The organism is Brevibacillus laterosporus, assembly GCF_030489605.1.
Classification (GTDB): domain Bacteria; phylum Bacillota; class Bacilli; order Brevibacillales; family Brevibacillaceae; genus Brevibacillus_B; species Brevibacillus_B laterosporus_E.
In genome coordinates this window covers 178452-194141 of record NZ_JAUKFY010000006.1, presented here as the reverse complement: position 1 = coordinate 194141, position 15690 = coordinate 178452, and the positions used below count along the sequence as shown (strand labels likewise).

The window sequence follows — 15690 nt, the reverse complement described above, 5'->3', positions numbered from 1 at the left end:
AAGCATCTATGCGCCTACATTGTAGCTGAAAATCAGCTTATCGTGAGCGATCTGAGAGCAACCCTTATGCAAGAGCTGCCTGCATATATGATCCCGTCATACTTTGTACAGCTTGAGGAGCTGCCACTAACACCAAACGGAAAAATTGATCGAAAAGCATTACCTGCCCCAGAGGGTAGTCTGCAAACGGGAGTAGAGCATGTAGCACCGCGTACTTCACTGGAGCTTTCCTTGGCGCAGATTTGGGAAGAGGTACTGGGAGTATCAGACATTGGAGTTAAGGACAACTTCTTTGATATTGGAGGCCACTCGTTACGTGCGACAACTTTAGTGGCTAAAATACACAAAGAGTTGGGGCTAAATGTAGCGTTACGGGATGTATTTAGTTCTCCAACGATTGAGCAAATGGCAGCAAAAATTACAGATGTAAAAGCTCAAGCTGCGTATGCTTCTGTACCTATTGTTGAGCAAAGAGATTACTATCCTGTCTCATCCGCACAAAAACGATTGTATGTCTTAGGTCAGATGGAAGGTGGAGAGCTCAGCTACAATATGCCGAGCGTCCTTCTAATAGAGGGGCCGCTTAATCGAACATTCTTAGAGGAAGCCTTTAGAAAATTGATTGAACGACATGAAGCACTGCGAACTGGCTTTGAAATGATAAATGGAGAGCCAATTCAGCGAGTGTATCAGGAAGTAGAGTTTGAAATAGAGTATGCACAGGCAACTGAAGAAGAAGCAAAACATCTGATTAGAGCCTTTGTTCGCGCATTTGATTTGGAAAAAGCGCCGCTTCTCAGAGTTGGACTCATCGAGCTTGGCATAAATCGACACCTCCTCCTGTTTGATATACACCATATTGTTTCTGATGGTGCATCTTCAAGCATTCTGATACATGAGTTCGTTCAATTATACAAAGGTGAGGAGCTGCCACCGCTTCGGATTCAGTACAAGGACTATGCAGTGTGGCAACAAGAGGAAGTACAAAGCCAGCAAATGAACAAGCAGGAAGAATATTGGCTAGATGTTTTCCGGGGAGAAATTCCAGTCTTGGATATGCCGACGGACTTTGTCAGACCTGCGATACAAACTTATCAAGGAGAGACTTTTGATTTCTTCATTGATAAAGAACGTACTAAGGGATTAAAAGAGATCGCAGCTCAGACCGGTTCTACTTTATTTATGGTTTTACTGGCTAGCTATTCAACTATGCTTCACAAATATAGCGGACAAGAAGATATCATCATCGGAACGCCAATTGCTGGTAGACCTCATGCTGATTTAGAAAACTTGATTGGTATGTTTATTAATACATTAGCGATCCGGACTCAGCCTGCAAAGGAAAAATCCTTCTATGCGTTCGTGCAAGAAGTCAAGGAACATGCGTTAGAAGCATTTGAGAATCAGGAGTATCCGTTTGAGGAACTGGTTGAACAATTGCAAGTAGCGCGTGACTTCAGTCGAAATCCATTATTTGACACAATGTTTATCATGCAAAATATGGAGAATGAGGAGTTTGCTATTGAAGACTTGACATTTACTCCTTATGCAGATGAGCATGGTGTTGCCAAATTTGATTTAACATTGAATGCAATGGAAGAAGCAGATGGCATCAGATGCGGAATGGAATATGCTACCTCACTATACAAACGTGAGACCATAGAACGGATGGCAGAGCATTTCCTACAGGTGATCGATGGTATCATTAATGATCCACATGAAAAGCTGGCTGGCCTAGAGATGATAACAGCTGAAGAGAAAGCGTTCATTCTTGAAACGTTTAATGATACAACAGCAGAATATCCTCGGGAACAAACGATTCACCAGTTATTTGAGGATCAGGTGATGCGCACACCAGATCAGGTGGCCGTGGTTTACGAAGGACAGCAGATGACATTCCGTGAACTAAATGAACGAGCTAACCAATTGGCACGCACACTACGTGCTGAAGGTGTGCAGCCGGATCAGCTAGTCGGCATTATGGTGGAACGTTCTTTAGAAATGATGATCGGATTATTAGGTATCCTGAAGGCCGGCGGGGCTTACGTACCGATTGATCCGGAATACCCAGAAGAACGTATCCGTTACATGCTGGAGGATGCTGGAGCCAAGCTGGTCGTCATGCAAAACCAATTGCGCGATCGCCTCACTTTTGTAACCAGACGTATATCGTTAGATGAGGAAACCACTTATCATCATGACGGCTCAAATCTAGATGCGCTGGGCAGTTCCGATGATTTGGCTTATGTCATCTATACGTCTGGATCAACAGGCAAACCAAAAGGGGTTATGCTTCAGCATCAGTCGGTCGCAAACCTGATACAAGGTATCACAGATCGAATTGAATTTGTTCAAGGCAAGTCCCTCTTATCTGTTACCACGATCTCGTTTGATATCTTCGTGTTAGAAACGTTCCTAGCATTAAGTAAAGGAGTAAGAGTCGTTCTAGCTAATACAGATCAGCAAACAGATCCAAAAGCATTGAGTGACGCGATTGTCGAACAACAAATAGACATGATTCAAATGACCCCATCTCGTATGCAGATGTTGCTATCGTCTAACTATCTCGATTGCTTGCAACAGCTGCAAGTAATTATGCTCGGAGGAGAAGCGCTGCCTACTTCCTTGATGGAGACGTTGCGCAAGAATACATCTGCAAATCTGTACAATATGTATGGACCAACGGAAACCACTGTATGGTCGTCAGTCGAAGATGTAACAGATGAGGGGCAAATAACAATCGGTAAGCCGCTTCTCAATACACGCTTCTATCTGTTAAATGCTGAAGGTCAGCCACAACCGATCGGGGTTGCAGGGGAGCTGTGCATCGCTGGTGAAGGATTGGCAAGAGGCTACTGGAATCGTCCTGAGCTTACGGCAGAGAAGTTTGTGGAGAACCCGCTTGTACCGGGAGAAAGAATTTATAAAACAGGAGATTTGGCCAAATGGCTGCCAGATGGCACGATCGAGTATCTTGGTCGGATTGACCATCAGGTAAAAATTAGAGGCCATCGAATCGAGCTAGGTGAAATAGAGACACAGCTATTACATGTAAGCTCGGTACAGGAGGCAGTGGTTATTGCAAGTGGAGATCAAGAGGGTCAGCAACAGTTATGCGCTTATTTTGTAGCGGAGCAGCAACTGACTGTCCATGATCTAAAAGCCCAATTGTCTCAGGAATTGCCAAGCTATATGGTTCCGTCCTACTTTATTCAACTGGAACAAATGCCACTTACCCCAAACGGAAAAATTGATCGTAACGCACTTCCTGCCCCAGATGGAGGCATTCACACGGGAGCAGAATACGCGGCGCCTCGTACTTGGATGGAAGTTAAGCTGGTACAAATTTGGCAAGAGGTACTAGGACTAGAAACCGTCGGAATAAGAGATAACTTCTTTGAAATCGGTGGGCACTCCTTACGAGCAACAAACCTGGTAGCGAGGATTTATAAAGAAATGAACAAAAATCTTCCTCTTCGGGATGTATTCCAATACCCGACTATCGAGCAAATGGCCAACGTAATAGCTGGTAAGGAGCAAAGTACGTATACCTCAATTCCAGTTACTGAGGAGCGGGAGTACTACCCTGTATCTTCTGCACAAAAACGTTTATACATTTTAAGTCAGTTCACAGGCGGCGAAATTAGCTACAATATGCCAGATATCGTGATGATTGAAGGCTCGTTGGACAAACAGCGGGTGGAGGAAGCCTTCCAGAAACTGATCGAGCGTCACGAAACCTTGCGAACCAGCTTTGAAATGGTAAATGGAGAACCAGTACAACGAGTTCATCAAGAGGTTGACTTCTCTATTTCGTATGTACGGGCAAGTCTTGAAGAAGCAAAAGAGCATGTACATGGATTTATTCGCGAATTTGACTTGAAAACGGCACCATTGCTACGTGTTGGTTTGATTGAAACCAACTCTGATCGTTACCTCTTGCTATTTGATATGCACCATATCATTTCTGATGGGGTTTCAATGGGCAATCTTATTCAAGAATTCGCTCGACTATATGCAGGAGAAGAGCTGTCACCGCTTCGTATCCAATACAAGGATTATGCTGCATGGCAACATACAAATGTTCACAGTGAGCAAATGAAACAGCAGGAAGCATATTGGCTGGATGCATTCCGCAAAGAGATTCCTGTACTAGATCTGCCTGCCGACTATGTTCGACCAGCTCTACAAAGCTTTGCTGGTGAAACGATTGAATTTGTAATAGAGGATCATGAGAGGGAGGGATTAAAGAAACTCGCGGCCCAAACGGGTTCTACCTTACACATGGTCATGCTAGCAGCATATACTACGCTCCTGCATAAATATACAGGCCAAGAGGATATAATTGTGGGATCTCCGATTGCTGGAAGACCACATGCTGAGCTTGAAGAGATGATTGGTGTTTTCCTGAATACCTTAGCGCTTCGCAACTATCCGTCTAAAGACAAATTCTTCTATGAATATCTGCAAGAAGTGAAGGTAAATGCTCTCAAAGCTTATGAAAATCAGGATTATCCATTTGAAGAATTGGTAGAAAAGCTGAAAGTAAACCGAGATTTAAGCCGAAATCCTCTGTTTGACACGATGTTTGAATTTATCACGTTGGAGCAAGGCAAGCTACAGATGGAAGGATTGCATGTTAAGCCTTATCCAAGTGAAAATACCGTGGCTAAATTCGATCTGACACTAGAAGCAATGGAGAGAGAAGAAGGAATTGTATGCACGTTAGAATATGCTACGGCTCTATTCAAGAGAGAGACTGCTGAGCGCATGGTGGGGCATTTCAAACAAATCATTTCAGCCATTGTCCAAAATCCTCAAAATACACTAGGATCTTTCGACATGATTACTTTGGCAGAAAAAGAAGCAATTTTAGATGTGTTTAATGCTACGGCTATTGATTATGCAAGCGAAAAAACGATACATTGCTTATTTGAAGAGCAAGTGGAGCGTACTCCAGATCAAGTAGCGATTGTACATGAGGGTGATCAATTAACCTACCGCGAACTCAATGAGCGAGCGAATCAACTAGCCCGAACATTGCGATCTAAAGGTGTTGAAGCCGATCAGATAGTAGGAATAATGGTTGATCGATCGGTGGAAATGATGGTTGGAATCTTGGGAATTCTCAAAGCTGGCGGTGCGTATGTACCAATTGATCCTGAATATCCAGAAGAACGTATCAGCTATATGCTAGAGGATGCTGAAGCGAAACTATTAGTCTTGCAGAGTCATTTAGCAGAACGCGTATCCTTTACTGGAAAACTTGTACTGTTAGATGATTCCGACAGCTACGATCAGGATGGAACGAATCTAACAGCAGCATCGGGCCCGGAGCATCTTGCTTATGTCATCTATACATCAGGAACAACAGGCAAGCCTAAAGGTGTCATGATTGAGCACAATCAGGTTACTTCAATCGCTGCTGCTTGGAACAAAGCGTACCGATTAGAAGAGAATGCCGTTCGATTGCTGCAATGGGCAAGCTTCTCATTTGACGTATTTACTGGTGATTATGTTCGAGCTTTGTTACATGGCGGAAAATTAGTGATTTGCCCGAGTCAGTCCAGATTAGATCCTGTTCGTATCTATGGATTGATGAAAGAGTACAAAATCACCATTTTCGAATCTACGCCAGCCATCGTTATTCCACTTATGGAGTACGTGTATGAAAACAGCTTGGACATTCGTTCTTTGAAAACATTAATTGTAGGCTCAGATCAATGCCCTTCAGATGCCTTTGCTCAATTGGTGAGTAGATTTGGTTCACAAATGCGTATTTTAAATAGTTACGGTGTTACAGAAGCGTGCATCGATTCAAGTTATTTCGAACAAGTAACGACTGTACCTTCAGTAAGCTTACCTATTGGGAAACCGTTGCCTAACGTTAAAATGTACGTGTTAAATGAGAACCGTGCTATGCTGCCGATTGGTGTGCTAGGTGAACTGTATATTGGCGGAAAAGGAGTAGGGCGAGGTTATTTGAATCGACCAGAGCTAACGGCAGAAAAGTTCGTGAATAACCCGTTTGTTCCGGGAGAGAAAATGTACCGAACTGGGGATTTGGCAAGATGGCTGTCGGATGGAAACATGGAGTATGTTGGCCGAATCGACCACCAAGTAAAAATTCGTGGTAATCGGATTGAACTAGCGGAAGTTGAGTCCAAGCTCTTGAAGACGCCATTCATGCAAGAGGCTATCGTAGTTGCTCAAGAAAATGGGGCTGGGGTTAAGCAGTTGTGCGCTTATTTTGTAGCGGCGAAAAGTCTGACCCTAAGCGAACTTCGCAACACACTATCTCAAGAATTGCCAGGGTACATGATTCCAACCTACTTTATTCAATTGGACGAGATGCCGCTGACGCCAAACGGTAAAATTGACCGCAAGGCTTTGCCTGCCCCAGAAGGAAGTGTACAAACAGGTGCAGATTACGTAGCTCCACGTACACCGGTTGAGAAGACGCTTGTTTCAATCTGGCAAGAAGTACTTGGAACGGATGCAATAGGGATCATGGATAAATTCTTTGATCTTGGTGGTGACTCTATCAAATCTATCCAGGTATCATCACGCTTGTTCCAAGCAGGCTATAAGCTGGAAATGAAGGACTTGTTCCAGTATCCAACCATTGCCGAATTGAGCAAACGGATTCGATCGATCACCCGATTGGCGGATCAAGGTGAAGTGGTAGGCGAAGTGGAATTAACTCCGATTCAGCACTGGTTCTTTGAGCAATCGTACACACAACAACGTCACTATAACCAGTCCGTTATGTTGTTTAAAGAGCAAGGCTTTGAGGAAGAAGCGCTTCGCAAGGTGATGCAAAAGATTGCTGAACACCATGATGCTGTGCGGACCGTATATATCCCGACGGAAAACGGGTATAAAGCACGGAACCGTGGCATTGAGGAAGGCGAACTCTACAGCCTGGAGGTTGTTGATTTCCGAGATGTATCTGACGAAGCGACAGCAGTCGAAGCAAAGGCAAGTGAGATGCAAAGCAGCATGAATTTAGGCGAAGGACCGCTTATGAAGCTGGGCTTGTTCCGTTGCAAGAATGGGGACCATTTGTTGATCATACTTCATCACTTAGTAGTAGACGGGGTTTCATGGCGCATTCTGTTCGAAGATATTGCGAATGGATATGAACAAGCGCAAAACAATGAGGACATAAGCCTCCCGCACAAAACAGATTCCTTCCAGCTGTGGGCACAACAATTGGCTCTGTATGCTAATTCAGATGCGATGGAGCAAGAGCGAGAGTATTGGCAACACCTTGAACAAATTCCAATGACTCCGCTGCCAAAAGATAATGACGAAGCTGCCTCGCTTATGAAAGACAGCCAGTCTATTATGGTGCATTGGACAGCAGAGGAAACAGAGCAACTGCTGAAACAAGCGAATCGTGCCTACAATACAGAAGTGAATGATTTGCTGCTCACAGCGCTCGGCATGGCTATACATTCTTGGACTGGAATAGAACAAATCCATGTGAGCCTAGAGGGGCATGGTCGCGAATCTATTATTGAAGACATAGATATTACCCGAACAGTAGGCTGGTTTACAAGTCAATATCCAGTAGTACTGACACTTCATGAAGGAAAACATGTTTCCCAGCAAATCAAGAGTGTTAAAGAAGGGCTTCGTCATATCCCGCAAAAGGGAATTGGTTACGGTATTCACAGATATTTGTCTAAGCGAAACGAGGATCGTGCTTTTACAGATCCTGAGATTAGCTTTAATTATCTGGGACAATTTGACCAGGATTTGCAAAACAATGATATCAAGCTATCTCCGTACGCAAGCGGTGCAGAGACAAGCCCGAATGCAACCATGCCATTTACACTAGACATGAATGGTTTGATCTCAGAAGGAGCTCTATCCATTGAAATTACTTACAGTGGAAAAGAGTACCAGAGAGAAACGATGGAGCAGCTAGCCCCATTACTGCAAGCAAGCCTCCGAGAAGTTCTAAATCACTGCGTAGCCAAGGAGCGGCCAGAATTAACGCCAAGCGATGTCTTGTTGCGTGGACTGACTGTTGATGAATTGGAACAGATCGTTGAACAGACCAGTCATGTAGGTGAAGTGGAAAACATTTATGCGATGACACCTATGCAAAAGGGAATGTGGTTCCATAGCTTGATGGACCCGCAGTCTGGAGCTTATTTTGAACAAACGACGTTTGACATCCGTGGAAACTTCCATGAAGACATTTTTGAAACAAGCTTACGCATGCTGTTCCAAAGACATGAGATATTTAGAACGAATTTCTACAAGGGATGGAAGGAGCAGCCGCTACAGGTCGTATATCGAGAGAAAGATAGCTCTCTATATTATGAGGACCTGATGGTGATGAATGTAGAAGAGCGGAATGCTTACGTTTCCTCCTTTATCAAGAAGGACAGGGAAACAGGCTTCGACTTAAGTCAGGATTTATTGATGCGTGTTTCTATTCTTCGGACAGAGGATGAAGAATACAAAATAATTTGGAGCTCCCATCACATTTTAATGGATGGCTGGTGCTTATCTTTAGTTGCATCAGAGGTGTTTGAATGCTACTTTGCCATTCTGCAGCAAAGAGCCCCACAATTGGCTGAAGTCTCGCCATACAGTGCCTATATTGAATGGCTGGAGCACCAAGACGGTAGAGAAGCTTCTAGCTATTGGAGCAATTATTTAGCAGGCTATGAGCAACAAACAATCGTTCCAAAAGCGAAGTCGCCAGATAAAGAAGCTGAGCAAATCTTTAGAACGAGCTTCTGCGATGTAGATAAAGATCTGACCGCACAGTTGAACAATCTGGCAAGACAGCATCAGGTGACAATCAATACATTAATGCAGACGGTATGGGGCATCATGCTTCAAAAGTACAATGGAACGGATGATGTCGTCTTTGGAAGTGTAGTTTCTGGTAGACCAGCGGATATTCGAGACGTTGAGAATATGATCGGCTTGTTTATCAATACAATTCCTGTTCGTATCCATTGTGAGGAAAGCATTTCTTTCGCCGATTTATTAAAGCAAAATCAAGAAAAAGCTTTGGCATCTCATGAATATGACACCCATCCACTTTACGAAATTCAGGCTCTGACAGAACAAAAACAGGACTTGATCAATCATATTATGGTGTTTGAAAACTATCCTGTTGAAGAGCAGATGGAGCAGGTAGGAAAAGAAGACGAAACGGCATTTGAGGTTACAAACGTCAAGATGGTCGAACAAACCAACTATGACTTTAATCTCATAGTAATTCCTGGTGAAGAAATTAGAATTCATGCCGAGTACAATGCGGCTGTGTACGATCAAGCGGGTGTTGAGAGAATCCTCGGGCATTTCGTTCATGTTATGCAGCAAGTGATCAATAACCCTGCCATCGCTGTGAATATGGTGGAAGTAGTAACAGAGCAGGAAAAAGAGCAGATTATCAAGGAATTCAACCATACAGCAGTTCCTTATCTGCAGGAGTACATGATTCATCAATTGTTTGAACAGCAAGCAGAACTCTCGGCAGACCAGCTAGCCATTGTATGCCAGGATAAGCAAATGACCTATCGTGAATTAAATGATCAAGCAAACCAACTTGCAAGAACATTACGAGTGAAAGGTGTACAAGCTGATCAATTGGTGGCCATTATGGCTGAACGTTCCACAGAAATGATCGTCGGCATGCTGGCAATCTTGAAGGCTGGCGGTGCATACGTACCAATTGACCCTGAATACCCAGAGGATCGCATTCGTTACATGCTAGAGGATGCAGATGCGAAGTTGGTTGTTACCCAACAACATTTGCTAGATCAGCTTTCCTTCTTTGCTGCAGAAAGGCTTGTTCTTCTTGATGATTCTGCAAGTTATCAGGTTGAGCGTTCCAATTTGGAGCCAATCCATGGACAAAGTGATTTAGCCTATGTGATCTATACCTCAGGAACAACGGGCAAACCAAAAGGGGTCATGGTCGAACACGCAAGTATTGCAAATACAATCCATTGGAAAGCTAATACATTCGGGTTTACGAAAAACGACCGGGCGCTGATGATTACTCCATTTGTCTTCGATCCATTCCTGACACACTTGTTTGGTCCATTGGTATCTGGTTCAACGGTGTATTTGTTGCCGGATGGAGAAAGCAAAGACCCTGTTGCTATTAAAAATGCTATTACGCAAGAGAGCATTACGCATCTGCAAAGCTCACCTAGTTTCTTATGGAGTATTGTGGATACGATGAATCCAGAGGATCTGAAGTCTGTAAAAAATATCGTAGTTGGAGGAGAAAAGATCGTTTCGTCGCTAGTTAACAAAGTGCTGGAGATGAATCCAAGCATTGAAATCTGCAATGAATACGGTCCGACAGAGAGCAGCGTAGTCTCTACATCTCTGACGATTACGAACCCAGAACAGGAAATTTCTATCGGAAGCCCGATAGCAAATAAACTGGTCTATATCATTGGTGTTCATAATCAGCTTCAGCCAATTGGAGTAGCCGGAGAGTTATGCATTGCGGGAAGTGGTTTAGCTAGGGGATACCTGAACCTACCAGAGCTTACAGCGGAGAAATTCGTGGATAATCCGTTTGTAGCCGGTGAACGGATGTATAAAACAGGTGATTTGGCCAAATGGCTACCAAACGGCAACATTGAGTATTTAGGCCGAATTGATCATCAAGTGAAAATTCGAGGTTATCGTATTGAGCTTGGTGAAGTGGAAGTACAGCTAATGAAGGTGGCTCCTATTCAGGAAGCGATCGTCATTGTAAAAGAAGGAGAAGCTGGACAAAATCAGTTATGCGCCTACTTTGTTTCTGAAGATCAGTTGAAGGTAAATGAACTTCGAAAAGCATTGAATCAGGTTCTTCCTGAATTTATGGTTCCATCTTACTTTGTACAATTGGACAAAATGCCTCTTACTCCTAATGGAAAAATTGATCGAAAAGCTTTGCCAGTGCCTGAAGAAAGTATTCAAACTGGAAACGAGTATATTGCTCCGCGGACACCAGTGGAAACAGCCTTGGCATTGATTTGGCAAGAGGTGCTTGGTCTTTCAACTGTTGGAGTGACAGAGAATTTCTTTGATGTGGGAGGACATTCGCTACGTGCAACTACTTTGGTTGCCAAGATTCATAAAGAGATGAATGTTGCGATACCACTGAGGGACATTTTCAAATATCCGACGATTGAACAGTTGGCTCAGTTGATAGCTAGCATGGAGCATAACACATACGCCTCCATTCCTGTCATAGAGAACCGTGAGTACTACTTGGTTTCTTCTGCTCAAAAGAGACTGTACATTCTAAGTCATCTTGAGGGTGGAGAGCTAAGCTACAACATGCCAGGCATTATGATGCTAGAGGGTTCGCTAGATAAGGACCGTGTAGAAGCGGCTTTCCAAGAATTAACGCAACGTCACGAAACATTACGCACAGGCTTTGAGCTAGTAAATGGGGAACCAATGCAACGAGTACACGATGAAGTGTCGTTTAAGCTGGAGTATTGGGAAACCAATTTAGAGGAAGCAGAACCAATTATTGAAGGGTTCGTACGTGCGTTCGATCTCAAACAGGCTCCACTATTGCGGGTAGGCTTACTTTCAGTCGATGTGAATCAATACATCCTGCTATTTGATATGCATCATATTATCTCTGACGGCGTTTCTATGGGCGTTCTCATGCAAGAATTTGTCCAGCTTTATCGGGGAGAACAGCTTTCTCCACTGCGTATCCAATACAAGGATTATGCCGCTTGGCAACAAGCAGGCATGCAAAGCGAGTGGATGAGCAAGCAGGAAGCATACTGGATAAAAGTCTTTGCTGGTGAAATACCTGTTCTGGACATGCCAATTGATTATCAACGACCTGCAAACAGAAAATTTGAGGGAGAAGCCGTCGAATTCGTAATCAACAAACAGAGAAGTGAAGGATTGAAAAAACTCGCAGCCGATCATGAGTCTACCTTGTATATGGTGTTACTTGCAGTCTATACCACATTGCTTGCTAAACAGAGCGGTCAGGAAGACATTATTGTAGGTACGCCGATTGCAGCAAGACCACACGCTGATCTTGAGTCAATTATCGGTATGTTTGTTAACACCTTAGCAATTCGGAATTACCCAGAAGCGGATAAATCCTTCTTGACTTACTTGCAAGAGGTCAAAGACAATTCGTTGCAAGCTTTTGAAAATCAGGATTATCCATTTGAAGAATTAGTAGAAAAGCTGGATGTGAAACGAGATTTAAGCCGTAACCCGCTGTTTGACACAATGTTTGTGCTGCAAAACACGGAGCAAGGAGATCTGTCCATTGAAGGCTTGCAACTAAAACCTTACGGGGAACAACCAATCGTAGCTAAGTTTGATTTGACCTTAAATGCCGAAGAGCTTGAGGATAGCATCGTATGCAGCTTTGATTTTGCAAGCTCCCTGTACAAGCGCGAAACCATAGAACGACTGATCGAACATTTCATGCAGGTGATTGATTCTGTTCTTTTAAATCCAGAGGCACTGCTTTCCTCTATCGAGATGATTACGTCATATGAAAAAACTGCAATTCTTGAAACATTTAACGATTCAGAGGCAGATTATCCACGCGAGAAGGCAATTCATCAGTTGTTTGAAGAGCAGGCAGCACTTGTGTCAGATCATGTCGCAGTCGTCTTTGAGGGGGAACAGCTTTCTTATCGTGATCTAAACGAGAAGGCAAATCGACTTGCAAGATCATTAGTAGCTCAAGGTGTTCAAGCTGATGATTTAGTAGGCATCATGGCTGAACGATCTTTGGATATGGTTGTAGGAATCCTTGCGATCCTCAAAGCAGGAGGAGCCTATGTACCGATTGATCCAGAGTATCCAGAAGAGCGGATTGCCTATATGCTGGAGGATTCCAATGTGAATCTGCTATTGTTGCAGTCCCATTTACTAGGACGTGCAGCTTTTGATAAGCAGGTCTTGTTACTAGATGACGAACAATCCTACCAGACTGATCACTCTAATCTGGAACTGCGTTCTGGACCAAGAAATCTGGCGTATGTGATCTATACGTCAGGGACTACAGGCAAGCCAAAGGGTACCTTGATCGAGCATAAGAACGTGGTTCGTCTGTTATTTAACAGCAAAAATCTGTTTGATTTTACCGATTCTGATACATGGACGCTATTCCATTCGTTCTGCTTTGATTTCTCTGTCTGGGAAATGTACGGAGCACTCTTATACGGTGGAAAATTGGTTATCGTGCCTCCGTTAACAGCGAAGAGTCCGAAGCAATTCCTTCAGTTACTTCAGGATCAGCAAGTAACGATATTAAATCAAACACCAACCTATTTCTATCAATTGCTTCAGGAAGAAGCAAAGGATGATAGAAAAGAGTTGTCCTTACGAAATGTGATTTTCGGTGGGGAAGCGTTAAGTCCAGCTTTATTGAAGGATTGGAAGGCGAAATACCCACAAGTCAAACTAATCAACATGTATGGAATAACAGAAACCACTGTCCATGTTACGTACAAGGAAATTACCGAAGTAGAAATTTCTCAGGCGAAAAGCAATATCGGTAAAACAATCCCAACCTTATCTGCTTACATTCTCGATGAGCATTTGCGCCTTCAACCTGTAGGAGTGAAGGGAGAATTGTATATTGCTGGTGAAGGATTGGCTCGTGGGTACTTAAATCGTCCGGAGTTGACGGACGAGCGATTTGTTCCTAATCCGTTTGTACCTGGTGAACGTATGTATAAGACTGGCGATCTAGCGAGATGGCTGGCAGATGGCAATATTGAGTATTTAGGACGAATTGATCATCAAGTCAAAATTCGCGGCTATCGCATCGAGCTTGGAGAAGTTGAAACGCAGCTTCTAAACATCGAATCCATGCAAGAAGTGATTGTGATAGCACATGAAGATGCAAGCGGCGACAAATACTTATGCGCGTATTTTGTCGCAGATCACGAGCTGACTGTAGGCGAACTAAGAAAAGCATTGTCACAACAGTTACCGGACTATATGATTCCAGCTTATTTCGTCCAAATGGAACGGATGCCTCTGACTGCAAACGGTAAACTAGACCGTAAAGCGTTGCCAACACCAGAAGAAAGTATGCAAACAGGTAGAGAATATGTTGCACCTAGAACCCGGGTGGAAGCGATGCTAGCTCAAATTTGGCAGGAAGTCCTAGGGTTATCGCAAGTAGGGATTACAGAGAACTTCTTTGAGATCGGCGGACATTCCTTACGTGCTACGACCCTTGTAGCCAAAATACATCAAGCATTAGACACAAGCATTACACTGCGAGATGTATTCCAAATCCCAACGATTGAGCAGATGGCTGATCACATTGCCAATACAGAGAAGCAAGCTTATATATCCATTCCTGTCGCAGAGGAAAAAGACTACTATCCTGTGTCTTCAGCTCAAAAACGTCTCTATATTTTGAGTCACGTCGAGGGAGGAGAGCTTAGCTACAATATGCCGGGTGTGATGAGAATTGAAGGTCAGCTTGATTGGATGAAGCTAGAGACAGCATTCCGTCAATTAATTGATCGTCATGAGTCATTACGCACAGGCTTTGAAATGGTAGATGGAGAGGTAGTTCAACGGATCTATAAAGATGTGGAGTTCACCTTAGAGAAGATACAAGCAACAGAAGAGGAAGTGGATGCACAGATTAACAGTTTTGTGCGGAAATTTGATCTTCAGCAAGCACCGTTGATCAGAGCCGGCCTGATAGAAATAGAGCCAGATCGCTATATCCTGCTCTATGACATGCACCATATCATTTCTGATGGAATCTCGATGGGTATCCTTATACAGGAAGTGGCCGAGCTGTATGAGGGCAAGGAATTGTCCCCATTGCGGCTACAGTACAAGGATTATGCGGTTTGGCAACAGCAACGAGCCAAGAGTGAGTTATATGAACAGCAAGAAAACTATTGGTTTGGCGAGTTCTTTGGTCCATTGCCTGTCTTGGATTTAATGATTGCTTATCCGAGACCTGCGGTACGCAGTTTTGAGGGCGCTGAGCATGAATTTGTCATTGACCGTGCTTTGGCAGACCAAGTAACCCAAATGGCTGAAAATAGCGGAAGCACATTATATATGCTTCTCATGGCTACCTATACAATCTTGCTTTCTAAGTACAGTGGACAAGAGGATATCATTGTTGGTACTCCTGTTGGCGGAAGACTTTCTGCCGAATTAGAACCACTTATCGGCATGTTTGTTAACACCTTAGCAATTCGTAACTATCCGCAGAAGGATAAGACGTTCCAAGGATACCTTGAAGAGGTGAAAGAGCGCACGCTACAAGCCTTTGAAAACCAAGAATATCCGTTGGAAGAATTAGTGGATAGGCTGAATGTGAAGCGGGACCCAAGCCGAAATCCACTCTTCGACACAGTGTTTGTTATGCAAAATACGGAGGATCAGGAAGCAACCATTGGATCGTTAGCCGTTACTCCTTATGTACAAGACCACACTGTAGCTAAATTTGACCTAACCTTGTCAATGAGCACAGAAGAGGGAGAGATTAGAGGAGCATTCGAATATTGCACAAAACTTTTCAATAAAAACATGATTGAACAGTTAGCAAATGATTTTGTACGGATACTATCTGAGGTTGTTACCACTCCAGACAAAAAGCTAGGGGAATTAGAGCTAGTAGAGAATACAGCTAGCAACCATGACCTAGTAGAATCTATTACATTTGATTTCTAA

General features: G+C 43.6%; 1 protein-coding gene (cut by a window edge). It reads left to right on the top strand.

Translation table 11 applies throughout. The annotated features are described in order from the left end of the window. Window positions 1-15690, top strand: partial view of a non-ribosomal peptide synthase/polyketide synthase gene (locus tag QZ995_RS09355; protein WP_301805914.1) — the end only. Its footprint begins 20883 nt before the window's first position; only the last 15690 of its 36573 coding nucleotides appear in the window; the start codon falls outside the window, past its left edge; it ends in the stop codon at window positions 15688-15690.